Here is a 16685-nt window from a genome sequence, read left to right as displayed (position 1 = left end):
CTTCCTCGACTCATGCCGCCGCCTGCTGCCGGACCCGTGGGTCGAGGAGCGCGTGAGAGATGTCCACCAGGATGTTGAGCGCGAAGATCACCAGGGCGGTCAGCAGCACCGCGGCCTGAAGAACGGCGAAATCCCGCTGAAGAACCGAGTCGATCATGAGCTTGCCGATACCGGGCCAGCCGAAGACGGTCTCGACGACGACGGCTCCGTTGACCAGCCCCACGGCGAGATCACCCGCGACCGTGAGCGCCGGTGCGGACGCGTTGCGCAAGGCGTGGCCGAAGACCACGCGCCCCTCGCGTGCCCCTTTGCCGCGCGCCACTTTGACGTACGGGGCGGACAGCGCCGAGACCATGGCCCCGCGCACCACTTGGACCAGCACCCCGAACGGACGGATGAGCAGAGTGGCCACGGGAAGGACCCAGGCCGCCGCACCGTTCGTGCCGGAGGTGGGAAGCCACCCGAGCGTCACGGCGAAGACCAGCACGCCCATGATGGCGAACCAGAAGTCGGGGACGCTGGCGGCCGTCGAGGACAGGAAGCTCGCGATCCGGTCGGTCGCCGAGTTGGGGCGGTACGCCGCCAGGCTGCCGATCACCACGGCGCCCACGACGGCGAGCAGCATCGTCCACCCGGCCAGCTGGAGGGTGGCGGGGAAGGCCCGCAGCACCGCCTCGCCGGCCGGCTGGGCGGTGCGCAGCGATTCGCCGAAGTCCAGGTGCGTGACCTGGCTCAGATAGTCACCGAACTGGGAGAGCAGCGGATCGTCGAAACCGTTCCGGGCGGCGAACTCGGCTCTCATCTCGGGTGTCGCGCTGAGCGGAAGGTACAGATTGGCGGGATCCCCGGTCAGGCGGGCCAGGAAGAACACTCCGAGGACCACGACAAGCAGGGGGATGACGCTGGAGACCGCGCGGCGGCGCAGCATGGTGAACATCGGTCCGCTCCTCCCTCAGTCCGCGCGGCGCATGTCGGCGAGCCGCATCTCGTCATTGGTGGCCGAGTCCGGCCGGTAACGGACGTTCGGGGAGAGGGCCATGATCGCGGTCATGTTGGCCAGGACGGCGTCCCTCACGACCTCGTCGTTCTGGTGGGCGAACGCGTCCGCGAACGCCTTCTGCCGCTCCCTGCCCGAGGCGAGCTGGGCCCGAGCTGTCAACGCGTCGAGTCCGGGGGTGCCGTAGCTGCTCTGCGCGCCCCTGCTGCCGTAGATCTGGCCCAGGGTGAACGCGGCGTCCCCTGCCTGGTTGCCATGCTGCGCCTGGAGAAGAGTGGGGCCCGCGCCGGTGGGGAAGGGCCGCAGCAGGTACTCCAGCCAGGCGTTGACGTCGAGCATCTTGATCTCGACCTTCAGACCGGCCTTGAGCAGGCAGTCCTGCACCACCTCCATCGCCTCGGCGGCCTTCGGGTAGATGCCGTTGCGGCCGATGACGGTGATGGTGGTGCCGGTCGGGACTCCGTCGGCGCGGGCCTGGGCCACGAGTTCCCGGGCGCGATCGGGATCGTACGGCCATGGCCGGATACGCGGGTTGTATCCGGTGACGCCCTTCGAGACGAGCTGGCCGCTCGGCCGTCCCGCGAAGACCGCCGTGACCAGTCCTTCCCTGTCGAGGGCGTAGTTGACGGCCCGGCGGATCCGGATGTCGTCGAGGGGCGCCTTGGTGGCGTCCATCCGCAGGTACGAGACTTCGTTGGTGGCGAACTCGACCGCCCGGTCGCCCGCACCGTCCTCGGGGGCGAGTCCGATCGCGACATCCGCCTCGTTGTTGGTCACCATGGCCGCGCGTACGCCGCCCTCCGCACGCCAGACGTACTTGGCCGCGGCGAATTCAGGAGCCTTGCCCCAGTACCCGGAGAAGCGCTTCAGACGCAGAAAGCGGCCCTGGTTCCACTCGTCGATCCGGTACGGTCCGGTGCCGACCGGCTCACGGACCCTGGCCCGGGTGTCCGTACTCGTCGGCACTATTTCGACGAAGGACAGGCGCAGGGGCAGGATCGGGTCCGGCTTCGCCGTGGTGACCTCGAGTGTGGTGTCGTCGACCGGCGTGGCGGTCACTTCGCTGTCCGTGAAGACGTAGCCGTCGACATTGCAGTTGAGGTCCGAATCCGTGGCGCGCTTGATCGAGAACGCGGCTGCCGCGGCCGTGAACCGCGAACCGTCATGGAACGTGACACCCCCGCGGAGGGTGAAGGTCCATGAAGTCGGGGAATTACGTGCCCACTTGGTGGCCAAAGCCTGTTCCAGCCCGCCGGTGGACGGATCGCGCTCGGTGAGTGCCTCCGTCACATTGGCGCGGGTCACCCGGCCCGTCGCCGTGAGCGAGGCATCGCAGGGCTCAAGGGTCGGTGGCTCCTCGGGCAGGACGACGCGCAAGGTGTCCGGGCCTTCGCCGATCGGATCGGAGCCGGCCACCGAGCATCCGGAGGCGCCGAGCAGGACGACCACGGACGTGAACGCACCGGCCACTCGCCCGCATGGGCGATGGGCGAGCCAACGAGTGGGCAGTAATCCTGGACCGGTCACTGTTCCTCCGCGCTTTTCGAGGTGCGATCCGCCGTCGGCGGAGCGATGGACCTGGGGCGAGGTCGTCGGGAAGCAGGAGCGACCCAGGATCAGCGTCCATAAGAGAGAACTCGGTTTAGATATGCGGACATTGACATTATTGAGTGGGCGATGCCGAGCGCGTCAATAGGCGTGCGGCGGATCCCGGACGTCCGCGGGCCGGGGCCGTGGGTTCATGTACGCGACCGCCGCGCGCGTGATCGTTCGGCCGAACCGGGCCGGGGTGAATGCATTAATTCGTGCTGATGTGCGAGGTCTCATACCGGAGCGGGATGCTCTGTGGGGAAGTTTGTCAACTACCCGCCATGGATGAGCGCTTGGCAACTACCGTGTGTGCTCGGTGATCAGCGGAGGGCTCATGCGGCATGCGCCGGTCCTGCCGCTGCGCCACAGCCGGAACACCAGCACGGTGCCGATTCCCGGGGCCCACGTACCGAGGACACTGATGTCTCAACTTCGCGCACCCGCCGCGCGGCCGGAGCGCCGTGAGGGCGGGCGGCACGGCCGGCCGGGCTCCCGCTCGCTGTCGGCCACGGGCCGGGCGAACACGCCGGTGCCGCCGGAGCTCCGTATACGGCCACAACTCCTGCGTGCCGCCGTCCTCCCCGCGATAGTGGCGGCGCTGAGCGGCGCGGCGGCCGTGGTGCTCGTCCTGCGCTCGACCACGGCGGAACCGACCCCCCGGACCTGGACGGCCCTGGTCGCGACGGCGCTGCTCGCCTTCGCCGCCATCGGTACGGCCGCCCTGGGAGCGGAACGTACCGCCAGGTCCGTGCTCGGCCGCTGTGACGTGCTGCGCCGCTCCACCGCACGCGGCCGGGCCGACCTCGACGCGGTGGTCGAGCAGCTCAGGCGCGGCGACCAGGTGTCCGCGCACCGCGCGCCGCCGCCTCCCGCGGACCCCGACGCGGACGAGTTCGACCTGCTGGCACACGAGGTCGGCCGGTCCCAGTACGCGGCCATCGGCGCCGTGGTGCAGGCGTCCCGGCTGTCCAGCAGCGCCGGAAACGAACAGAAGGTGGAAGTCTTCGTCAATCTGGCCCGTCGGCTCCAGTCCCTGGTCCACCGGGAGATCCAGCTGCTCGACGATCTGGAGAACGAGGTCGAGGACCCGGAACTGCTGAAAGGTCTCTTCCACGTCGACCATCTGGCGACCCGTATTCGCCGGCACGCCGAGAACCTCGCCGTTCTCGGCGGGGCGATCTCCCGGCGGCAGTGGAGCAAGCCCGTCACCATGACCGAGGTGCTGCGCTCCGCCATCGCGGAGGTCGAGCAGTACCCGCGGATCAAGCTGGTGCCGCCCATCGACGGTACCCTGCGCGGCCATGCCGTGGCGGACGTGATCCATCTGCTGGCCGAACTGGTCGAGAACGCCACGCTGTTCTCGTCACCGCACACCCAAGTGCTGCTGAGGGCCCAGCATGTGACGGCCGGTCTGGCCATCGAGGTGGAGGACCGCGGGCTCGGGATGCCGCTCGGCGAACAGAAGAAGATGAACGGCCTGCTCGCCGACCCGGATCAGGTCAATGTCGCGCATCTGCTCCAGGACGGGCGGATCGGGCTCTTCGTGGTGTCGGCGCTGGCGCGCAGGCACGGGATCACGGTGCGTCTCCAGTCCAACATCTACGGCGGTGTCCAGGCCGTACTGGTCCTTCCGCGTGCGCTGCTCGGCTCCGACCGGACGGAGCAGCCGGACCGGACGGGTCAGACGGGTCGACTGGCCCAACCGGGCGGGGCGGATCAGCCGGATCAGACGGGTCGACTGGGCCAACCCGGCCGGGCGGATCAGGCGGATCAGGCGGATCAGGCGGAGGGGAACGGCCACCTGCCGCCGCGGCCGCCGCAGCCCGCGCAGTCGTACCTCTCGGAACTGTCCCCGCGTCGGACCCAGGCGACGCCGCCTCAGATTCCGCAGCCCCCTGCCCAGCCCCCGGACCATCCCCGGCCCCCGGACCATCCCCGGCTCCCGAGCCCGCTTCAGCCCCAGAACCAGCCCCGGAACCAGCTTCAGCCGCCGGCCGTGCCGCTGCCCGTACGTGGCGCACGCCATGGACGCCCCGCCACCCCCACGGACCCGCCGTCCCGACCGACCGAATCCACCGGAGACGGCGTCGCTCCCGGTGGCAGGAGCAAGCCCCAACTGCCCAAGCGCCGTGGCCAGGAGCATCTGGTCCCGCAGCTTCGGGGCGCTCCCGTCCCGCCCCCCGCCCAGGAGCCCGTGCTCCATGACCCGGGCCTGATGGCCGCCTTCCAGCGCGGTATCGGCCTCGCCGAGTCCCAGCCCGCCGCAGAGCATGACCACACGCCCGCCGATCCCCTGTCCCAGCCGCTCCCGGATCAGCCGGAACCGCAGCGCCACACCACCACCCACAAGGAGTAGATGCACCATGGCGAGCGATGTGCCGACCGGCCATGTCTCCGACCTCGACTGGCTGTTGAGCGGTCTGGTCCAGCGTGTCCCATACACCCGCAGCGCGGTGCTGCTCTCCTGCGACGGCCTGGTCAGGTCCATGCACGGCCTGGACCCCGACAGCGCCGACCACATGGCCGCTCTCGCCTCGGGCCTGTACTCCCTCGGCCGCAGCGCCGGGGTGCGGTTCGGGGACGGCGGCGAGGTCCGTCAGGTCGTGGTGGAACTCGACTCCACCCTGCTCTTCGTCTCCACGGCCGGTTCGGGCACCTGCCTCGCCGTGCTGGCGGGGCGTGAGGCCGACGCGGCGGTCCTCGGTTACGAGATGGCGATGCTGGTCAAGAGCGTACGACCGTACCTGGTCACCCCGCCCAGGCAACGGGCCGACGCCTCGTCGAGCACGTCGAGGCTCTGACCGTGCCGGTCCCGGCGGACGGGCCGTGGCTGGACGACGCGGCCGGCCGGCTCATCCGCCCGTACACCGTGAGCGGAGGCAGGACCCGGCCGACCACGGCCCTCGATCTGCTGACGCTGGTGATATCCACGGGTTCCGTGCCCCCGGCGCACTTCGGCCCGGAGCACACCCAGGCCGTGGGCCTCTGCCAGGGACCGATCTCGGTGGCCGAGGTCGCCGCGCATCTGAAGCTGCCCGTGACGGTCAGCAAGATCCTGCTCTCCGATCTGCTGGACTGCGGGGCGATCACCGCACGGCCGCCCGACAGCTTCGACAACCCCACCGACCGTTTCCTGCTGGAGGCAGTGCTCGATGGCCTACGACGACAGCTCTGAACCCTTCCGCGACCCCTCCCGCGAGTCGTTCCCCACGGCTGTGAAGATCCTGGTCGCGGGCGGATTCGGGGTCGGCAAGACCACCTTCGTGGGAGCGGTCAGCGAGATCGCCCCACTGAGTACGGAAGAGCTGCTGACCCAGGTCAGTGCCGCGACCGACGACCTGACGGGTGTCGAGACCAAGACATCGACCACGGTCGCCATGGACTTCGGCCGGATCACGCTGGACGAGCGGCATGTGCTGTATCTCTTCGGCACACCGGGCCAGGAGCGCTTCTGGTTCATGTGGGACGAGCTGTCCCGGGGCGCGCTCGGCGCGGTCGTGCTGGCCGACACCAGACGGCTGGAGTACTCCTTCTCCGCGGTGGACTTCTTCGAGCAGCGCGGTATCGGATTCGTCGTCGCCGTCAACGAGTTCGACGGTTCGTACCGTTACGAACCGGAGGAGGTACGGGCCGCGATAGACCTCGACCCGGCGGTGCCGATCGTGCTCTGCGACGCGCGGATCGCCAGTTCCGGCATCCATACCCTGGTCACGCTCGTGCAGCATCTGCTCACCTCGGTTCCCCCTCCGAGCGACGGAGTGCGCTCATGACATACGACCCGATCGGCCGTCTGCTGCTCACCCCCGTCGACCAGGAAGCGCACGACCGCGTGGCGCGGTTGCGGGGGCTCGGCCTCGGTGAGCGTCCCGAGCCCGCCCTCGATGCCTTCGCCCAGCAACTGGCGCACCTGACGGGCGCTCCCTACGCGATGGTCAACTTCCCTGATGAGGAACGGCAGTTCTTCGCGGGGCTGCACACCCCGCAGGGTGCCGGAGGCGAGCGGTTCATGGACCGTGACCACGGCTACTGCCCGTATGTGCTGGTACGGCGCAAGGCGCTGGTGCTGGAGGACGTCCGGGACTTCCCCCGGTTCGCCGGGAACGCGCTGGCGGACGAGAGCGGCATCCGCTCCTATCTCGGCGCGCCGCTCAACGACCGTACGGGCATGGCCCTGGGCACCGTCTGTGTGGTCGACACCGAACCACGGCGCTGGGGGCGGGCCGGTCTGGACACCATCAAGTCCTTCGCCGCGGAGCTGATGTCGCGGATCCACCGCGGAGAGGACGGACTCATCTGAGGCGACGCGCCCCGGGGCTCACCGTTCAGCGGTGCTGAGCCGGTCGCGGTGTGCCCGGAGGAACGCCGACGCGGTGGCTTCCGCGCTCTCCCGGCCGCTCTGCCAGTTGGATACGGAGATCCGTACGGCGTCGTGGCCGGTCCAGGTGGTGGGGGTCACCCAGCAGGCGCCGTTGTCGTTGAGCGTGCCCACCACCTGCCGGGTGTGGTCGTCGTCGCCGATGTGCAGCAGTACCTGGTTGAGGGTCACCGGAGCCAGCAGGCCGATGCCGGGTTCCCGGGTGAGGATGTCGGCGAGTTCGTGCGCCGCCTCGCAGTTGCGCTCGACGATGGTGGCGATCCCGTCACGGCCCTCGTGGTGCAGGACCGCCCACAGGGTCAGGGCACGGGCACGCTGCGAGATCTCCACGCGGTGGTCCATCGGGTCGCGGCCGGTGCGCTCCGTGGTCTGGAGGTAGTCGGCGCTGAAACGCACCGCGTCGGCGAAGGCAGCCGGGTGGGCGCACAGGGCGATTCCGCAGTCGTAGGGCGTGTTCAGCCACTTGTGGCCGTCGCAGGCCCAGGAGTCCGCCAGCTCCAGGCCTCGCAGCCGTGGCCGCAGGGCGGGTGAGGCGGCGGCCCACATGCCGAAGGCCGCGTCCAGGTGGAGCCAGCCGCCGTGCGCGTGGGTGATGGCGGCGATCTCGACCAGCGGGTCGACCGAGCCGCAGTCGGTGGAGCCGACCTGCCCGCACACGATGAGCCCGCCGGGGGCCCGGTCCGCCAGCTCGGCCAGGTGACGCGCGTCCATGCGGCCGTCGTCGCCCGCGTCGACCCAGCCGATCTCGCCGGCCAGACCCAGCAGCCGCAGGCACCGCAGGCCCGAGACATGGGTGTGGCGCCCGACCAGGACCGTCAGGGGCGGGGACCGGCGCATTCCTTGCTCGTTGACCTTCCAGCCCGCCTCGTGGAGCTGTTGCTCGCGGGCCGCGGCCAGACACGCGAGGTTCGCTGTCGTACAGCCCGAGGTCAGACCCATCACCGTGTCCGTGGGCAGTCCGAACAGGTCGACCAGCCAGCGTTCGCAGACCTGCTCCGCCACCGAGGCCAGCGGACTGGTCTCGTAGACCGCCGAGCACTGGTCCCAGAGGCTCACCAGCCAGTCCGAGGCGATACCGATCGGCAGCGCGCCCCCGATCACATAGCCGAAGCTGTGGGAATCCCCGGAGGCAAGCAGTCCCGACTCGCCCGCCTCGATGAGCCGCCGCACCGTCGAGAGCTGGGCGTTCCCCGTTTTGGAGAGGTCTCCGCCCAGCACTTGGCCGAGCCGCTCCGGAGCGCGTGCCCGCACCGGACGAGGGGATTCCAGGAAAGAACGCGCGTACTGGGCCACGATGTCGAGGAGGTCGGTGTCCTCGGGCAGGATCCGGCCGTCCGGCGCGCCCGATGGGTCATGCCTGCCGGTCATCTCGTCGCTCCGTCCGTTGCCTGCGGCGGTCGCCAGATGGGAAAGATCCGAGGCCCGTCGGGAAGTGTCAGCGCCTGCCCCAACCGGCGCTGCCCCAGACGTTCGTAGAGGGCGAGATTGCGTTTCGACGAGGCTTCCGCGTAGGCGCCGGCCCGGTCCTGGTCCGCCAGCGCGAACAAGGATCGTTTGAGGCGGGTACCGAGGCCCTTTCCTTGATGCTCCGGCCGCGCGGCCACATAGGTTCCGTAGTAGTGGGGAGGAAGCTCCCGTGGGTGCGAGGTGTCGAGTGTGGTCAGCAGGTAGATGACTCTCTCGGACCGGCTGCCCAGTTCGTCACGCATCGAGCGGAGAAGCTGGTTCTTGGTCTCTTCCGGCTGCTCCACCGCGTGGGGCGGGAAAAACATACTGACAGCCCCGTAGTCCTCGGTCTGCAGAGCGGACCCGCCATGGGCGAAGGTGTGGTCGACCATGATGGTGAAGTACCGGTCGAGCAAGTGTTTTCGCGTCGTGTCGTCCGGAAATAGCCAGGAGAAGACCGGGTCGTTGTCGAAGGCTTCACGGTAGATGGAGATCAGTTCCGCCTGCCTGCCAGGAGACGCGAGGGAGCAGGAGAACTCGATTTCCGGATCGGTGGATGTCATGGTTTCCATCCTTTGCGGAACGAAAGGGGACGTGTGAAGAGGCTTTCTTTTCGTGGGTGCTTGCGGTTCCTGCCTGCCTGAGTGGCCTGCTGTTTCTACGTATGGTGAGGCGGGATGTCGATCCTCTTCCCGGCATGGCGCGCCACCTCTTCGTGTGTGGCGAACCAGACGCCTGCCTGATCGCTGATATGGGACAGCAACTCCCGCAGAACGAGCACGCGTGACCGGTGGCCGATCACATGAGGGTGCAGTGTGAGCTGGAAGAGCCCGCCCGCCGCGAGGGCGCCGTCGAACTCGTCCTTCCAGATCCGCAGAACCTGACGGGGAGACATGACCTGCCGGTCTGCCGGGTTGTCGGGAAAGTAAGGAGCGTCGTCCCGAATCCAGGCGACCGGAATCTCGACGATTCCGGTCCGCTCACCGGAGTGCAGCAACTCGTACGGCTCGTCGTCGGCCATCATCGACGAGTCGTACACCAGGTCCAGATGCCGTGCGACGGGGAGGGTGTGCCCACTGAAGTCCCACCACGGTGTGCGCATCCCCCGGGGCATGACACCGGTGTATCTCCGGAGAACGTCGACGCTCCGTTCGGCCAGCGCGTACTCCTCCTCTCCGGAAAGATCGCCGCACCGTTCGTGAATCCATCCATGCATTCCGATCTCATGTCCCGCTGCCTGGATATCCCCGATGCCTTCAGGATTGAGCTGCATCGATACGGCGGGAACGAAGAAGGAAGCCGGTACGTCGTACTCCATCAGGGCCGACAGGATTCTCGGCAGTCCGACGCGTGCACCGTAGTGTGCCTGCGAGATATATCCGGGGGATGTCACATCAAGGCAGAACGGCGCCGTTTCGTCGTCGACATCGAAACTGATGGCCACCGCGACGGACACCCCCTGTGGCCAGCGGTGAAGTCCTGTGCCGCGCCCCGCGCCCACGCGGGTGGCGAGCCCTCGCCACCTCTCCTCCGGCCAGCGCCAAGGCCGCTCGGCGGAGGGATCCTCGGGTGCCGTCTGCTCGATGTCCGACGTCCGGTTCTCCATGGATCACCAGTTCTGCGAGTCGTTGGGCAAGACGGCAGTCCCGTTTCCGAGTGTCAGCCCATCGGCTCCGCGGCGCCAACCGTGGCCGGTACGAGCGGCTGACCTCCACCGTCCGCCGGCCATTCGGGACATGATTCGACAAAAAGACGCGAACAGGCCGGACCGATTAAACTCAGGTAGGCGGCGCACGCCCCCGGAAGAGGCCGGGCTACTCCTCCCTCAAGGAGCCGAGTATGGGGCTGGAAATAAACCAGGAGGCCTTCGCCGAGGCCGACTACTCAACCTTTCGTGAACGCCTGGAAGATTCCGTCGCGGTCCTGGATAAGGCATTGTCCGCTCCTGGATTCGGACAGACCGAGACCAGCGTCGGGGCGGAACTGGAAATGTTCCTCATGGCAGCCGACGGCCGTCCCGCCGCGCTGCACGAACGTATCCAGAAATCTGTTTCGGACCGCCGTATATCTTTGGAAGTGGACCAGTTCAACCTGGAAGCCAATCTGACACCGGTCGCACTGCGGGGGCCGGCCCTTCACCACGATGCGCGTCGAGACCGACGATCTGCTGGAGGCGGTCGGCGCGGTGGCCGCCTCCTACAGAGCACTGCCGGTACTGATCGGCACGCTGCCCACGCTCACCCCCTCCGATCTGTGCCGGTCCGCGCTGACACCGTGCGGCCGCTTCCACCACATCGAGAACGCCCTGGCCAGGTCACGCGGCAGCACGCCGTACCGCATCAGCCTCCGTGGCGAAGAGCCGACCACCCTGCTGGCCGACTCCATCGCGGTGCAAGGCGCCACCTCCTCCTGCCAGCTCCATCTGGTGGTGTGCCCTGGGGAGTTCACCCATACGTACAACGCGGCGCAACTCGCAACGGGACCGGTGCTCGCGGCGGCGGGCAACTCGCCCCTGCTCCTGGGCCGTCGGCTCTGGCACGAGACGCGTGTGCCGATGTACGAGCGGGGCTTCGGCGACGGCGGCGGAAGCGCCGGAGCGGCGGCTCCCGCGCGCGCCTCCTTCGGAAATCGCTGGCTGGACGGTGGCGTTGTGCGGCTGTTCGAAGACGCCGTCCGCGATCACGAGGTACTGGTCCCCGCGCTGTCCGCACGGGAACCGGCGGGCCTCACAGCGTCCGGCCGCCATCCCCGGCTTACGGAACTGCGCCTGCATCAGGGGACGGTGTGGACCTGGAACCGCCCGGTGTACGACCCCGGCGGGCACATCCGTATCGAGTTCCGGGCGCTGCCCAGCGGCCCCACCTCCATCGACATGGCCGCCAACGCCGCATTCCTCCTGGGGCTCACCCTCCACCTGTCCCGGCGGTCGGCCGACCTGGAGGCCATGGAGGTGCACACCGAGCGACGTACCGCCCTGGGCCGGCTGACTCACGCCTACACCCGGCTGAGCACATCAGGCGAACCCGTGCACACCTGGGGGATCCCGGCCCGATCCGGAAGGGGGTGAGAGGAATGGGCGAACAGCCGTCGGCGCGAGGGGACTTCGGACCGGACGTCGAGCCGTGCTCCGGACCTGGATCCAGGGCCGGACTCCGGGGGAGCGGTCACCGGCGTCACCGCGTGAGGCGTGGCCGCCGTCCGCAGAGCCTGGAGAGGATGACATGCCTGGAACGTCGTATCGCGACCTATGGCTGAGCGCGGACCGGCTCTGGGACGGAAGCTCCGACGCCCCGTCCGACGGTGTCTCCGTACTGGTGCGTGAGGGGAAGGTCGCCGAGGTGGGCGTCGCTCCGCTGCGGCCGGTGGACGCCGACATCCTCGAACTGCCGGGCTGCACGCTGTTGCCCGGCTTCATCGACTGCCATGTGCACACTCTGGACGAACAACTGGATGCCGCGTCGCCCGCCTACCAGACCCTCAGATCCCTGCCCGCGTTGAGGACCCTGCTGGCCGGTGGCTTTACCACTGTCCGTGACCTCGGCGGAGCGGACCAGGCACTCAACACCGCGCTGCGGCGCGCGGTCGACGAGGGCCTCATCGCGGGCCCCCGGATGGTCGTCGCGCCGAACATCCTCTCCCCCCGGGGAGGCCACGCGGACAAGGCACCGGAACTCGCCGAACGCTACGGTACGGAGATCGGCACGCTGGCCGACGGCCCGGACGAACTGCGCCGCGCCGTTCGCCAACAGGCGCGCGCGGGCGCGGACTGGATCAAATTCGTCGGCAGCGGAGGCTTCTCCTCACCCTCGGACAACCCCGACGACACCGCCTACTCCCAAGTGGAGATGGACGCGCTGGTCTCCACAGCCAGGGACTTCCACCTTCCCTGCGCGGCCCATGCCTTCGACGACGAATCCATCACCCGTGCCATCCGCGCCGGGGTGCGCAGCATCGAACACGGCTGCCTGGCCACGCCGTTGGCCTACACGCTCATGGAGCAGCACGGGACCTATCTGATTCCGACCCAGTACGTGCAGACGTACTTCCTGGAAAGACTGGGCGACGACATCTGGGAAGACCGTCCCGCCAAGATGCGCCGCGCGTACCGGCACTACGCGCAGGATCTGCGCGAGGGCCTGCTCCGTCCCGCCCGCACCGATGTGAAGATCGCCTTCGGCACCGACGCCGGGATGTTCCCGTACAGCGAAGGCTGGCGGGAGTTCCCCACCATGGTCGCCAACGGACTCTCCCCGCTGCGGGCCCTTCGCGCGGCCACCAGCACCGCCGCCGAACTGCTGCGCCGCCCCGACCTCGGCCGGATCGCGCCGGGAACCACGGCGGACCTCGTGGCGCTGCACGGCGACCCGTTCCAGGACATCGACGCCACGGGGCGCGTGGGTTTTGTCATGCAGGCCGGGCACGCCTGCCCACGGCGTTAGGGCCGCTCCAGCCACCCCCGGACAAAGGCGGCCTGCCCGACGTGCTGGAGGTCGTCGGAGATGACACTGATGAGCCGTACACCGAGGGTGACGGCGGGAATCCACGCGTCGTCGACGACCCGTCCGAAGTCGGCGTCCTTGAGGGTGCCGAGATACTCGACCGTCCGGTCGTGGACGGCGTCGTGGTAACCGGCCAGCAGTTCCGCCGTCACGCCGCCGAGCTTCGACACATCCTTGGGCGCGTGTCCGTATCCGGTGGAGTGGCGCGAGAACGGCAGCCCGTACCGCCGCGACCACTCCCGCGCGATCCACACCTCGTCCGTCCCGGCCGCGTCGGAGATGTGATCGTCCTGGATCCGGGTGAGATGCCAGACGAGCCAGGCGATCGAGTTCGCCCCGTCGTCGATACGGACCGCGAGCTCGTCGGGGCCGAGGCCGTCGACCACCTCGTGCACGGTTTCACGGATCCGGCCGAAGGCGTCGATGAGCAGGTCGCCGCTCGCGGTCATGGCACACTCCCTTGCCTGGTGGGGACGGGGTCCCGGCCGAGACGTCCCGGACCCCTCCAGGTTCCCTCGCACAGCGCGGGGACGCGTCCCGGGCGTCAGCGCACGAGGAAGGCCGAGATCCGTTCCCGCAGCGACGCCGGGTCGAGCCCCTGCCCGGTCAGGTGCTCCTCCAGCGTCCCGTACCGGCGCAGCTCGCGCCGGGCCACCCCGAGCCCGAGCACCCGGTGCGGCGTCCCGGCCAGGGCGTCATTGGCGGCCGCCGTGGAGGTCCCGGCGAGATACGGCTCCACGATCACGGCGTCCGCCGCGTCCGCGACACCGACGGCCCGCCGCAGCGCCGCCCCGTCGAAGGGCCGCACGGTCGTCGCGTACAGCACGGTCGTGTCCAGGCCTTCCGTCGCCGCCAGTACGTTGTCCAGCATCGGCCCCACGGCGATCACCACCCCGCGACGACCCTCCCGTACGGTGCTGAACCCGGCCGCCGCCACCGCCCGCGCCCGCTGGTTGCTCTGCATGGACAGCCGTACGTACACCCGGCCGTCCCCGGCGGCGGCGTGCCGCAGCAGGACCTCCGCCTCGTCGGGGTGGCCGGGCACATGCACCGTCCAGCCGTCGAGGGTGTCCATCAGGGCGACGTCGCCCGGAGCCATATGGGTGAAGCCGCCGGCCGGCCAGTCGTACGACGCCCCGGCACTCACCAGGACCCCGCCGACCCCCTGGTGGCCGAAGTCCAGCTTGACCTGCTCGAAGGGACGCTCGACCAGGAAACTGGCGAATGTGTGCACGATCGGGCGCATCCCGGCGAGGGCGAGCCCGCCGCCCACTCCGACCAGCAGCTGTTCGCGGATCCCGACATTGATCACCCGGTCCGGGTGGCGCCGTGCCGCCTCGACGAAGCCGTCCCGGCCGATCTCGGCCAGGACGAGCGCGAGCCGTGGGTCCTCGTCCAGGAGCTGGGAGGTGGTGGAGGCGAAACGGTCGCGCATGGTGTCCATGGAAAACCTCTCTGGGTGGTGTCTGTGAGCCGATGTGTTCCGGCGGAGCCCCGCCGGGGGCGTGACGCTCAGGGCTTGGGCTCGACGCGTGCGACGACCGCCCGTGGCCGGCCCGCGTGCGGCGCGGTGAAGGCCGCGTACATCGCCTCGTGGTCCCGTCCGTCGACGGTCTCCGCCGACCAGCCCGCCGCCTCGAACCGGGAGGCGATGCCACCGGGCCAGCCGTGGGTCGCGGACGTGTTGTCGATCACCAGGGTGTGGAGCTGTTCGAGTCCGGCCGGCCCCGCGTAGGCGATCGCCTCGTGATTGCTGCCCTCGTCCAGTTCGGCGTCGCCGATCAGCACCCACACCCGTGGACCGGTGAGTCCCCGCGCCCGGAGCCCGAGCACACTGCCCACGGCGAGCGGCAACCCGTGCCCGAGCGACCCGCTGCCGATCTCCACCCCCGGCAGGAGTGTCCCGTCGGGGTGATGGCCGAGGGGTGAGTCGTACGAACCGAATCCGGGCAGCAGATCCTCGGAGAGGAACCCCTTGGCGGCGAGGACGGCGTAGTACGCCATCGGTCCGTGCCCCTTCGACAGCAGGAAGCGGTCCCGCTCGGGTGCCTCGACGGTCCCGGGCGACACGCGCAGCACCCGGTCGTAGAGGACCCAGAGCGCGTCCAGGGTGGAAGTCGCGGCGGGCCCGTGCTTCTCGTCACCCGTCATCAGGGCCAGCAGGCGGTTCAGCTCCCGGCGGTGTGCGGGGGTGATCGTCTCTGTCGTCGTCATACGAGCCACGGTGCAACCTCAAGAGCGCTTGAGGTCAAGACCTCCTCGCCTCGGGAAAGCGATTCGTGACCACCGGCCCAAGTGCGGTATCGTTCTCATGCGCGTTCGGGCCGGGAAAACCCCAGGTCAGACGAGCATCGGGACGTGGCGCAGCTTGGTAGCGCACTTGACTGGGGGTCAAGGGGTCGCAGGTTCAAATCCTGTCGTCCCGACAGAGAGATAGCAGGTCAGAGGGGTCCTTCGGGGCCCCTCTTGATCGTTCCCAAGGGCGCCGTCTCACAATTTCTCACAAACGCTGTTGATCAAGGTCAGCCGAGCAGTTCGGCCAGCTTCTCCGAACCCGCCTTCAGTGACTGCGGGTCGGGGTGGACGTAGGTCCGCTTCGTGAACCCGAGGTCCGAGTGACCGGCCCACGCGGAGACCACCGTGTCCGGCACCCCGTTGTTCGCCATCCAGGACAGGCAGGCGTGCCGCCCGTCGTACAACCGCACCTTCCGTACGCCCGTGGTGGCCATCAGCTTGTGCGCCTCGCGCCGGAGCTTGTCCGTCTTCCACGGCTGTCCCAGATCGTCCACGAGCACGTACCCGCTGTCCGTGTACGCTTCCCCGGCGGCCAGCTTCTCCGCTGCCTGCTGCGCCCGGAACGCCTTCAGCGCCCGCAGGACGGGTTTCGGCAGGGGCAAGGTGCGCTTCCCCGCGTCGGTCTTGGCGCCCTTCTCCACCACCTTGTTCCGCTGCCCGCGCTCGGCCGTGCGGTCGTAGACGATCGTCCGCGTGTTCGTGCCGACTGCGATCGTCCCGGCCGTCAGGTCCACGTCCGGGCTCCAGCGGGCGCCGCACACCTCCGCCGGACGCTCCGCGATCAGGGCGAGCAGCATGGGTGCGTACGAGCGGTGGCCCTGGATGCCCTCCAGGAACCTCTTCACCTCTTCCTGGTTCCACGGCTTGTGTACGGCGGTGGCCTTCTTCGCCTTCTCCTTCGCCTGCTTTGAGATGGTCACGTGCTCCGCCACGTTGCGGACCACCACCCCGCGCCGCACCGCGAGGTTCAGCGCCGCACGGAACCGCCCGAGGGTGAGCCGTACCGACCGTATGCCGAGCCCGTCCCGGGCTTCCCGCCACGCTGGCGCCCCTCGGTCACCATCCAGTCGATGAACGCTTCCACGTCCTCTTCGCTCAACTCCTGAACGGGCTTGTGCCCGAGGTACTTCCGCACGGGCCGTAGGGCGTTGTCGTAGTTGCTGGCGGTGGCCTCTTCCGCGTCCCGGGTGGCTGACTTCAGCCACAGGTCCAGCAGGGCGCTCACGGTCATCTTCGTGGGGGCCACGTACGTGCCCGCACTGCGCTGGTGGCGGATGCGGGCCAGCTCGTTCTTCGCCTCGGTCTTGGTGTCCTTGGTGATCGTGAGCTGCTTCCGCTTCAGCTTCGCCTGCCCGGTGGCAGGGTCGGTGATCACCTCGCCGGTGGCCTTGTCGGTCTGCGGCTCGTAACCGATGTCGATCACGGCTCGGTACCTGACCTGCCCTCTTCGGTTGGGTGGCAGCTTCTTGATCGGATCGGCCAT

General features: G+C 69.0%; 17 protein-coding genes and 1 tRNA gene. 8 read left to right on the top strand and 10 right to left on the bottom strand.

Annotated features, from left to right (window positions below; genetic code table 11):
* Nucleotides 1–10: 10 nt before the first annotated feature.
* Both ACIOJD_RS26240 and ACIOJD_RS26235 read right to left on the bottom strand, forming a co-directional pair.
* Entirely contained in the window at nucleotides 11–937 is a 927-nt protein-coding gene (locus ACIOJD_RS26240) for an ABC transporter permease (protein ID WP_401918001.1), read from the bottom strand.
* Nucleotides 938–952: 15 nt separating this feature from the next.
* A complete protein-coding gene (locus tag ACIOJD_RS26235; RefSeq protein ID WP_401917999.1) occupies nucleotides 953–2467 on the bottom strand; it encodes an ABC transporter substrate-binding protein in 1515 nt (504 codons plus the stop codon).
* 541 nt (nucleotides 2468–3008) lie between these two features.
* Between ACIOJD_RS26235 and ACIOJD_RS26230 the strand changes: the two genes are divergently transcribed.
* From ACIOJD_RS26230 to ACIOJD_RS26210, 5 genes are read left to right on the top strand one after another with little or no spacing between them, the layout of a single operon-like run.
* Complete coding sequence (locus ACIOJD_RS26230; protein WP_401917997.1) at nucleotides 3009–4943, top strand: ATP-binding protein; 1935 nt, start codon at nucleotides 3009–3011, stop codon at nucleotides 4941–4943.
* Nucleotides 4944–4950: 7 nt separating this feature from the next.
* Nucleotides 4951–5388: a roadblock/LC7 domain-containing protein gene (locus tag ACIOJD_RS26225; protein ID WP_401917996.1), complete on the top strand. Its 438-nt coding sequence runs from the start codon at nucleotides 4951–4953 to the stop codon at nucleotides 5386–5388.
* 2 nt (nucleotides 5389–5390) lie between these two features.
* Nucleotides 5391–5762, top strand: coding sequence for a DUF742 domain-containing protein (locus tag ACIOJD_RS26220; protein ID WP_401917994.1), 372 nt, complete (start codon nucleotides 5391–5393; stop codon nucleotides 5760–5762).
* Complete coding sequence (locus ACIOJD_RS26215; RefSeq protein ID WP_401917992.1) at nucleotides 5740–6357, top strand: GTP-binding protein; 618 nt, start codon at nucleotides 5740–5742, stop codon at nucleotides 6355–6357. Before ACIOJD_RS26220 ends, ACIOJD_RS26215 begins: the two co-directional genes overlap by 23 nt.
* Nucleotides 6354–6884, top strand: coding sequence for a GAF domain-containing protein (locus tag ACIOJD_RS26210; protein ID WP_401917991.1), 531 nt, complete (start codon nucleotides 6354–6356; stop codon nucleotides 6882–6884). The genes ACIOJD_RS26215 and ACIOJD_RS26210 overlap by 4 nt, the downstream gene beginning before the upstream one ends.
* An 18-nt stretch (nucleotides 6885–6902) precedes the next feature.
* Here ACIOJD_RS26210 and ACIOJD_RS26205 read toward each other — a convergent pair whose 3' ends face one another.
* The 3 genes from ACIOJD_RS26205 to ACIOJD_RS26195 all read right to left on the bottom strand — a co-directional run bounded on the left by ACIOJD_RS26205 (nucleotide 6903) and on the right by ACIOJD_RS26195 (nucleotide 10014).
* A complete protein-coding gene (locus ACIOJD_RS26205; protein WP_401917989.1) occupies nucleotides 6903–8330 on the bottom strand; it encodes a pyridoxal phosphate-dependent decarboxylase family protein in 1428 nt (475 codons plus the stop codon).
* Nucleotides 8327–8971 (bottom strand): GNAT family N-acetyltransferase, encoded by a 645-nt coding sequence (locus ACIOJD_RS26200; protein WP_401917987.1) that lies wholly within the window; start codon nucleotides 8969–8971, stop codon nucleotides 8327–8329. The genes ACIOJD_RS26205 and ACIOJD_RS26200 overlap by 4 nt, the downstream gene beginning before the upstream one ends.
* A 95-nt stretch (nucleotides 8972–9066) precedes the next feature.
* Nucleotides 9067–10014 carry a polysaccharide deacetylase gene (locus tag ACIOJD_RS26195; RefSeq protein ID WP_401917985.1) on the bottom strand — a complete coding sequence of 316 codons (948 nt, stop codon included), beginning with the start codon at nucleotides 10012–10014 and terminating at the stop codon, nucleotides 9067–9069.
* A 537-nt stretch (nucleotides 10015–10551) separates the two neighbouring features.
* On the opposite strand from ACIOJD_RS26195, the gene ACIOJD_RS26190 reads away from it, so the two are divergent.
* The gene (locus ACIOJD_RS26190) at nucleotides 10552–11475 is read left to right on the top strand and encodes a hypothetical protein (RefSeq protein ID WP_401917984.1); all 924 of its coding nucleotides are present in this window, start codon (nucleotides 10552–10554) and stop codon (nucleotides 11473–11475) included.
* A gap of 154 nt (nucleotides 11476–11629) precedes the next feature.
* Nucleotides 11630–12847 (top strand): amidohydrolase family protein, encoded by a 1218-nt coding sequence (locus ACIOJD_RS26185; RefSeq protein WP_401917982.1) that lies wholly within the window; start codon nucleotides 11630–11632, stop codon nucleotides 12845–12847.
* Here the strand turns inward: ACIOJD_RS26185 and ACIOJD_RS26180 are convergent.
* The 3 genes from ACIOJD_RS26180 to ACIOJD_RS26170 all read right to left on the bottom strand — a co-directional run bounded on the left by ACIOJD_RS26180 (nucleotide 12844) and on the right by ACIOJD_RS26170 (nucleotide 15121).
* A complete protein-coding gene (locus ACIOJD_RS26180; protein ID WP_401917980.1) occupies nucleotides 12844–13356 on the bottom strand; it encodes a DUF664 domain-containing protein in 513 nt (170 codons plus the stop codon). The two genes, ACIOJD_RS26185 and ACIOJD_RS26180, sit on opposite strands and share 4 nt — an antisense overlap.
* A gap of 95 nt (nucleotides 13357–13451) precedes the next feature.
* Nucleotides 13452–14351: a transketolase family protein gene (locus ACIOJD_RS26175; protein WP_401917978.1), complete on the bottom strand. Its 900-nt coding sequence runs from the start codon at nucleotides 14349–14351 to the stop codon at nucleotides 13452–13454.
* A gap of 68 nt (nucleotides 14352–14419) precedes the next feature.
* On the bottom strand, nucleotides 14420–15121 hold the full coding sequence (locus ACIOJD_RS26170) for a transketolase (RefSeq protein WP_401917976.1): 702 nt from the start codon (nucleotides 15119–15121) through the stop codon (nucleotides 14420–14422).
* Between the two features lie 138 nt (nucleotides 15122–15259).
* Here ACIOJD_RS26170 and ACIOJD_RS26165 point away from each other — a divergent pair.
* Nucleotides 15260–15333: transfer RNA gene (locus ACIOJD_RS26165), tRNA-Pro, on the top strand.
* A 96-nt stretch (nucleotides 15334–15429) separates the two neighbouring features.
* Here ACIOJD_RS26165 and ACIOJD_RS26160 read toward each other — a convergent pair.
* A complete protein-coding gene (locus tag ACIOJD_RS26160; RefSeq protein ID WP_401917974.1) occupies nucleotides 15430–16122 on the bottom strand; it encodes a site-specific integrase in 693 nt (230 codons plus the stop codon).
* A gap of 47 nt (nucleotides 16123–16169) precedes the next feature.
* Nucleotides 16170–16685: a hypothetical protein gene (locus tag ACIOJD_RS26155; RefSeq protein WP_401917973.1), complete on the bottom strand. Its 516-nt coding sequence runs from the start codon at nucleotides 16683–16685 to the stop codon at nucleotides 16170–16172.

Source organism: Streptomyces sp. NPDC088116 (genome assembly GCF_044741745.1).
Taxonomy (GTDB): domain Bacteria; phylum Actinomycetota; class Actinomycetes; order Streptomycetales; family Streptomycetaceae; genus Streptomyces.
The sequence above is the reverse complement of the archived record's forward strand: the minus strand, read 5'-3'. Positions and strand labels throughout refer to the sequence as shown.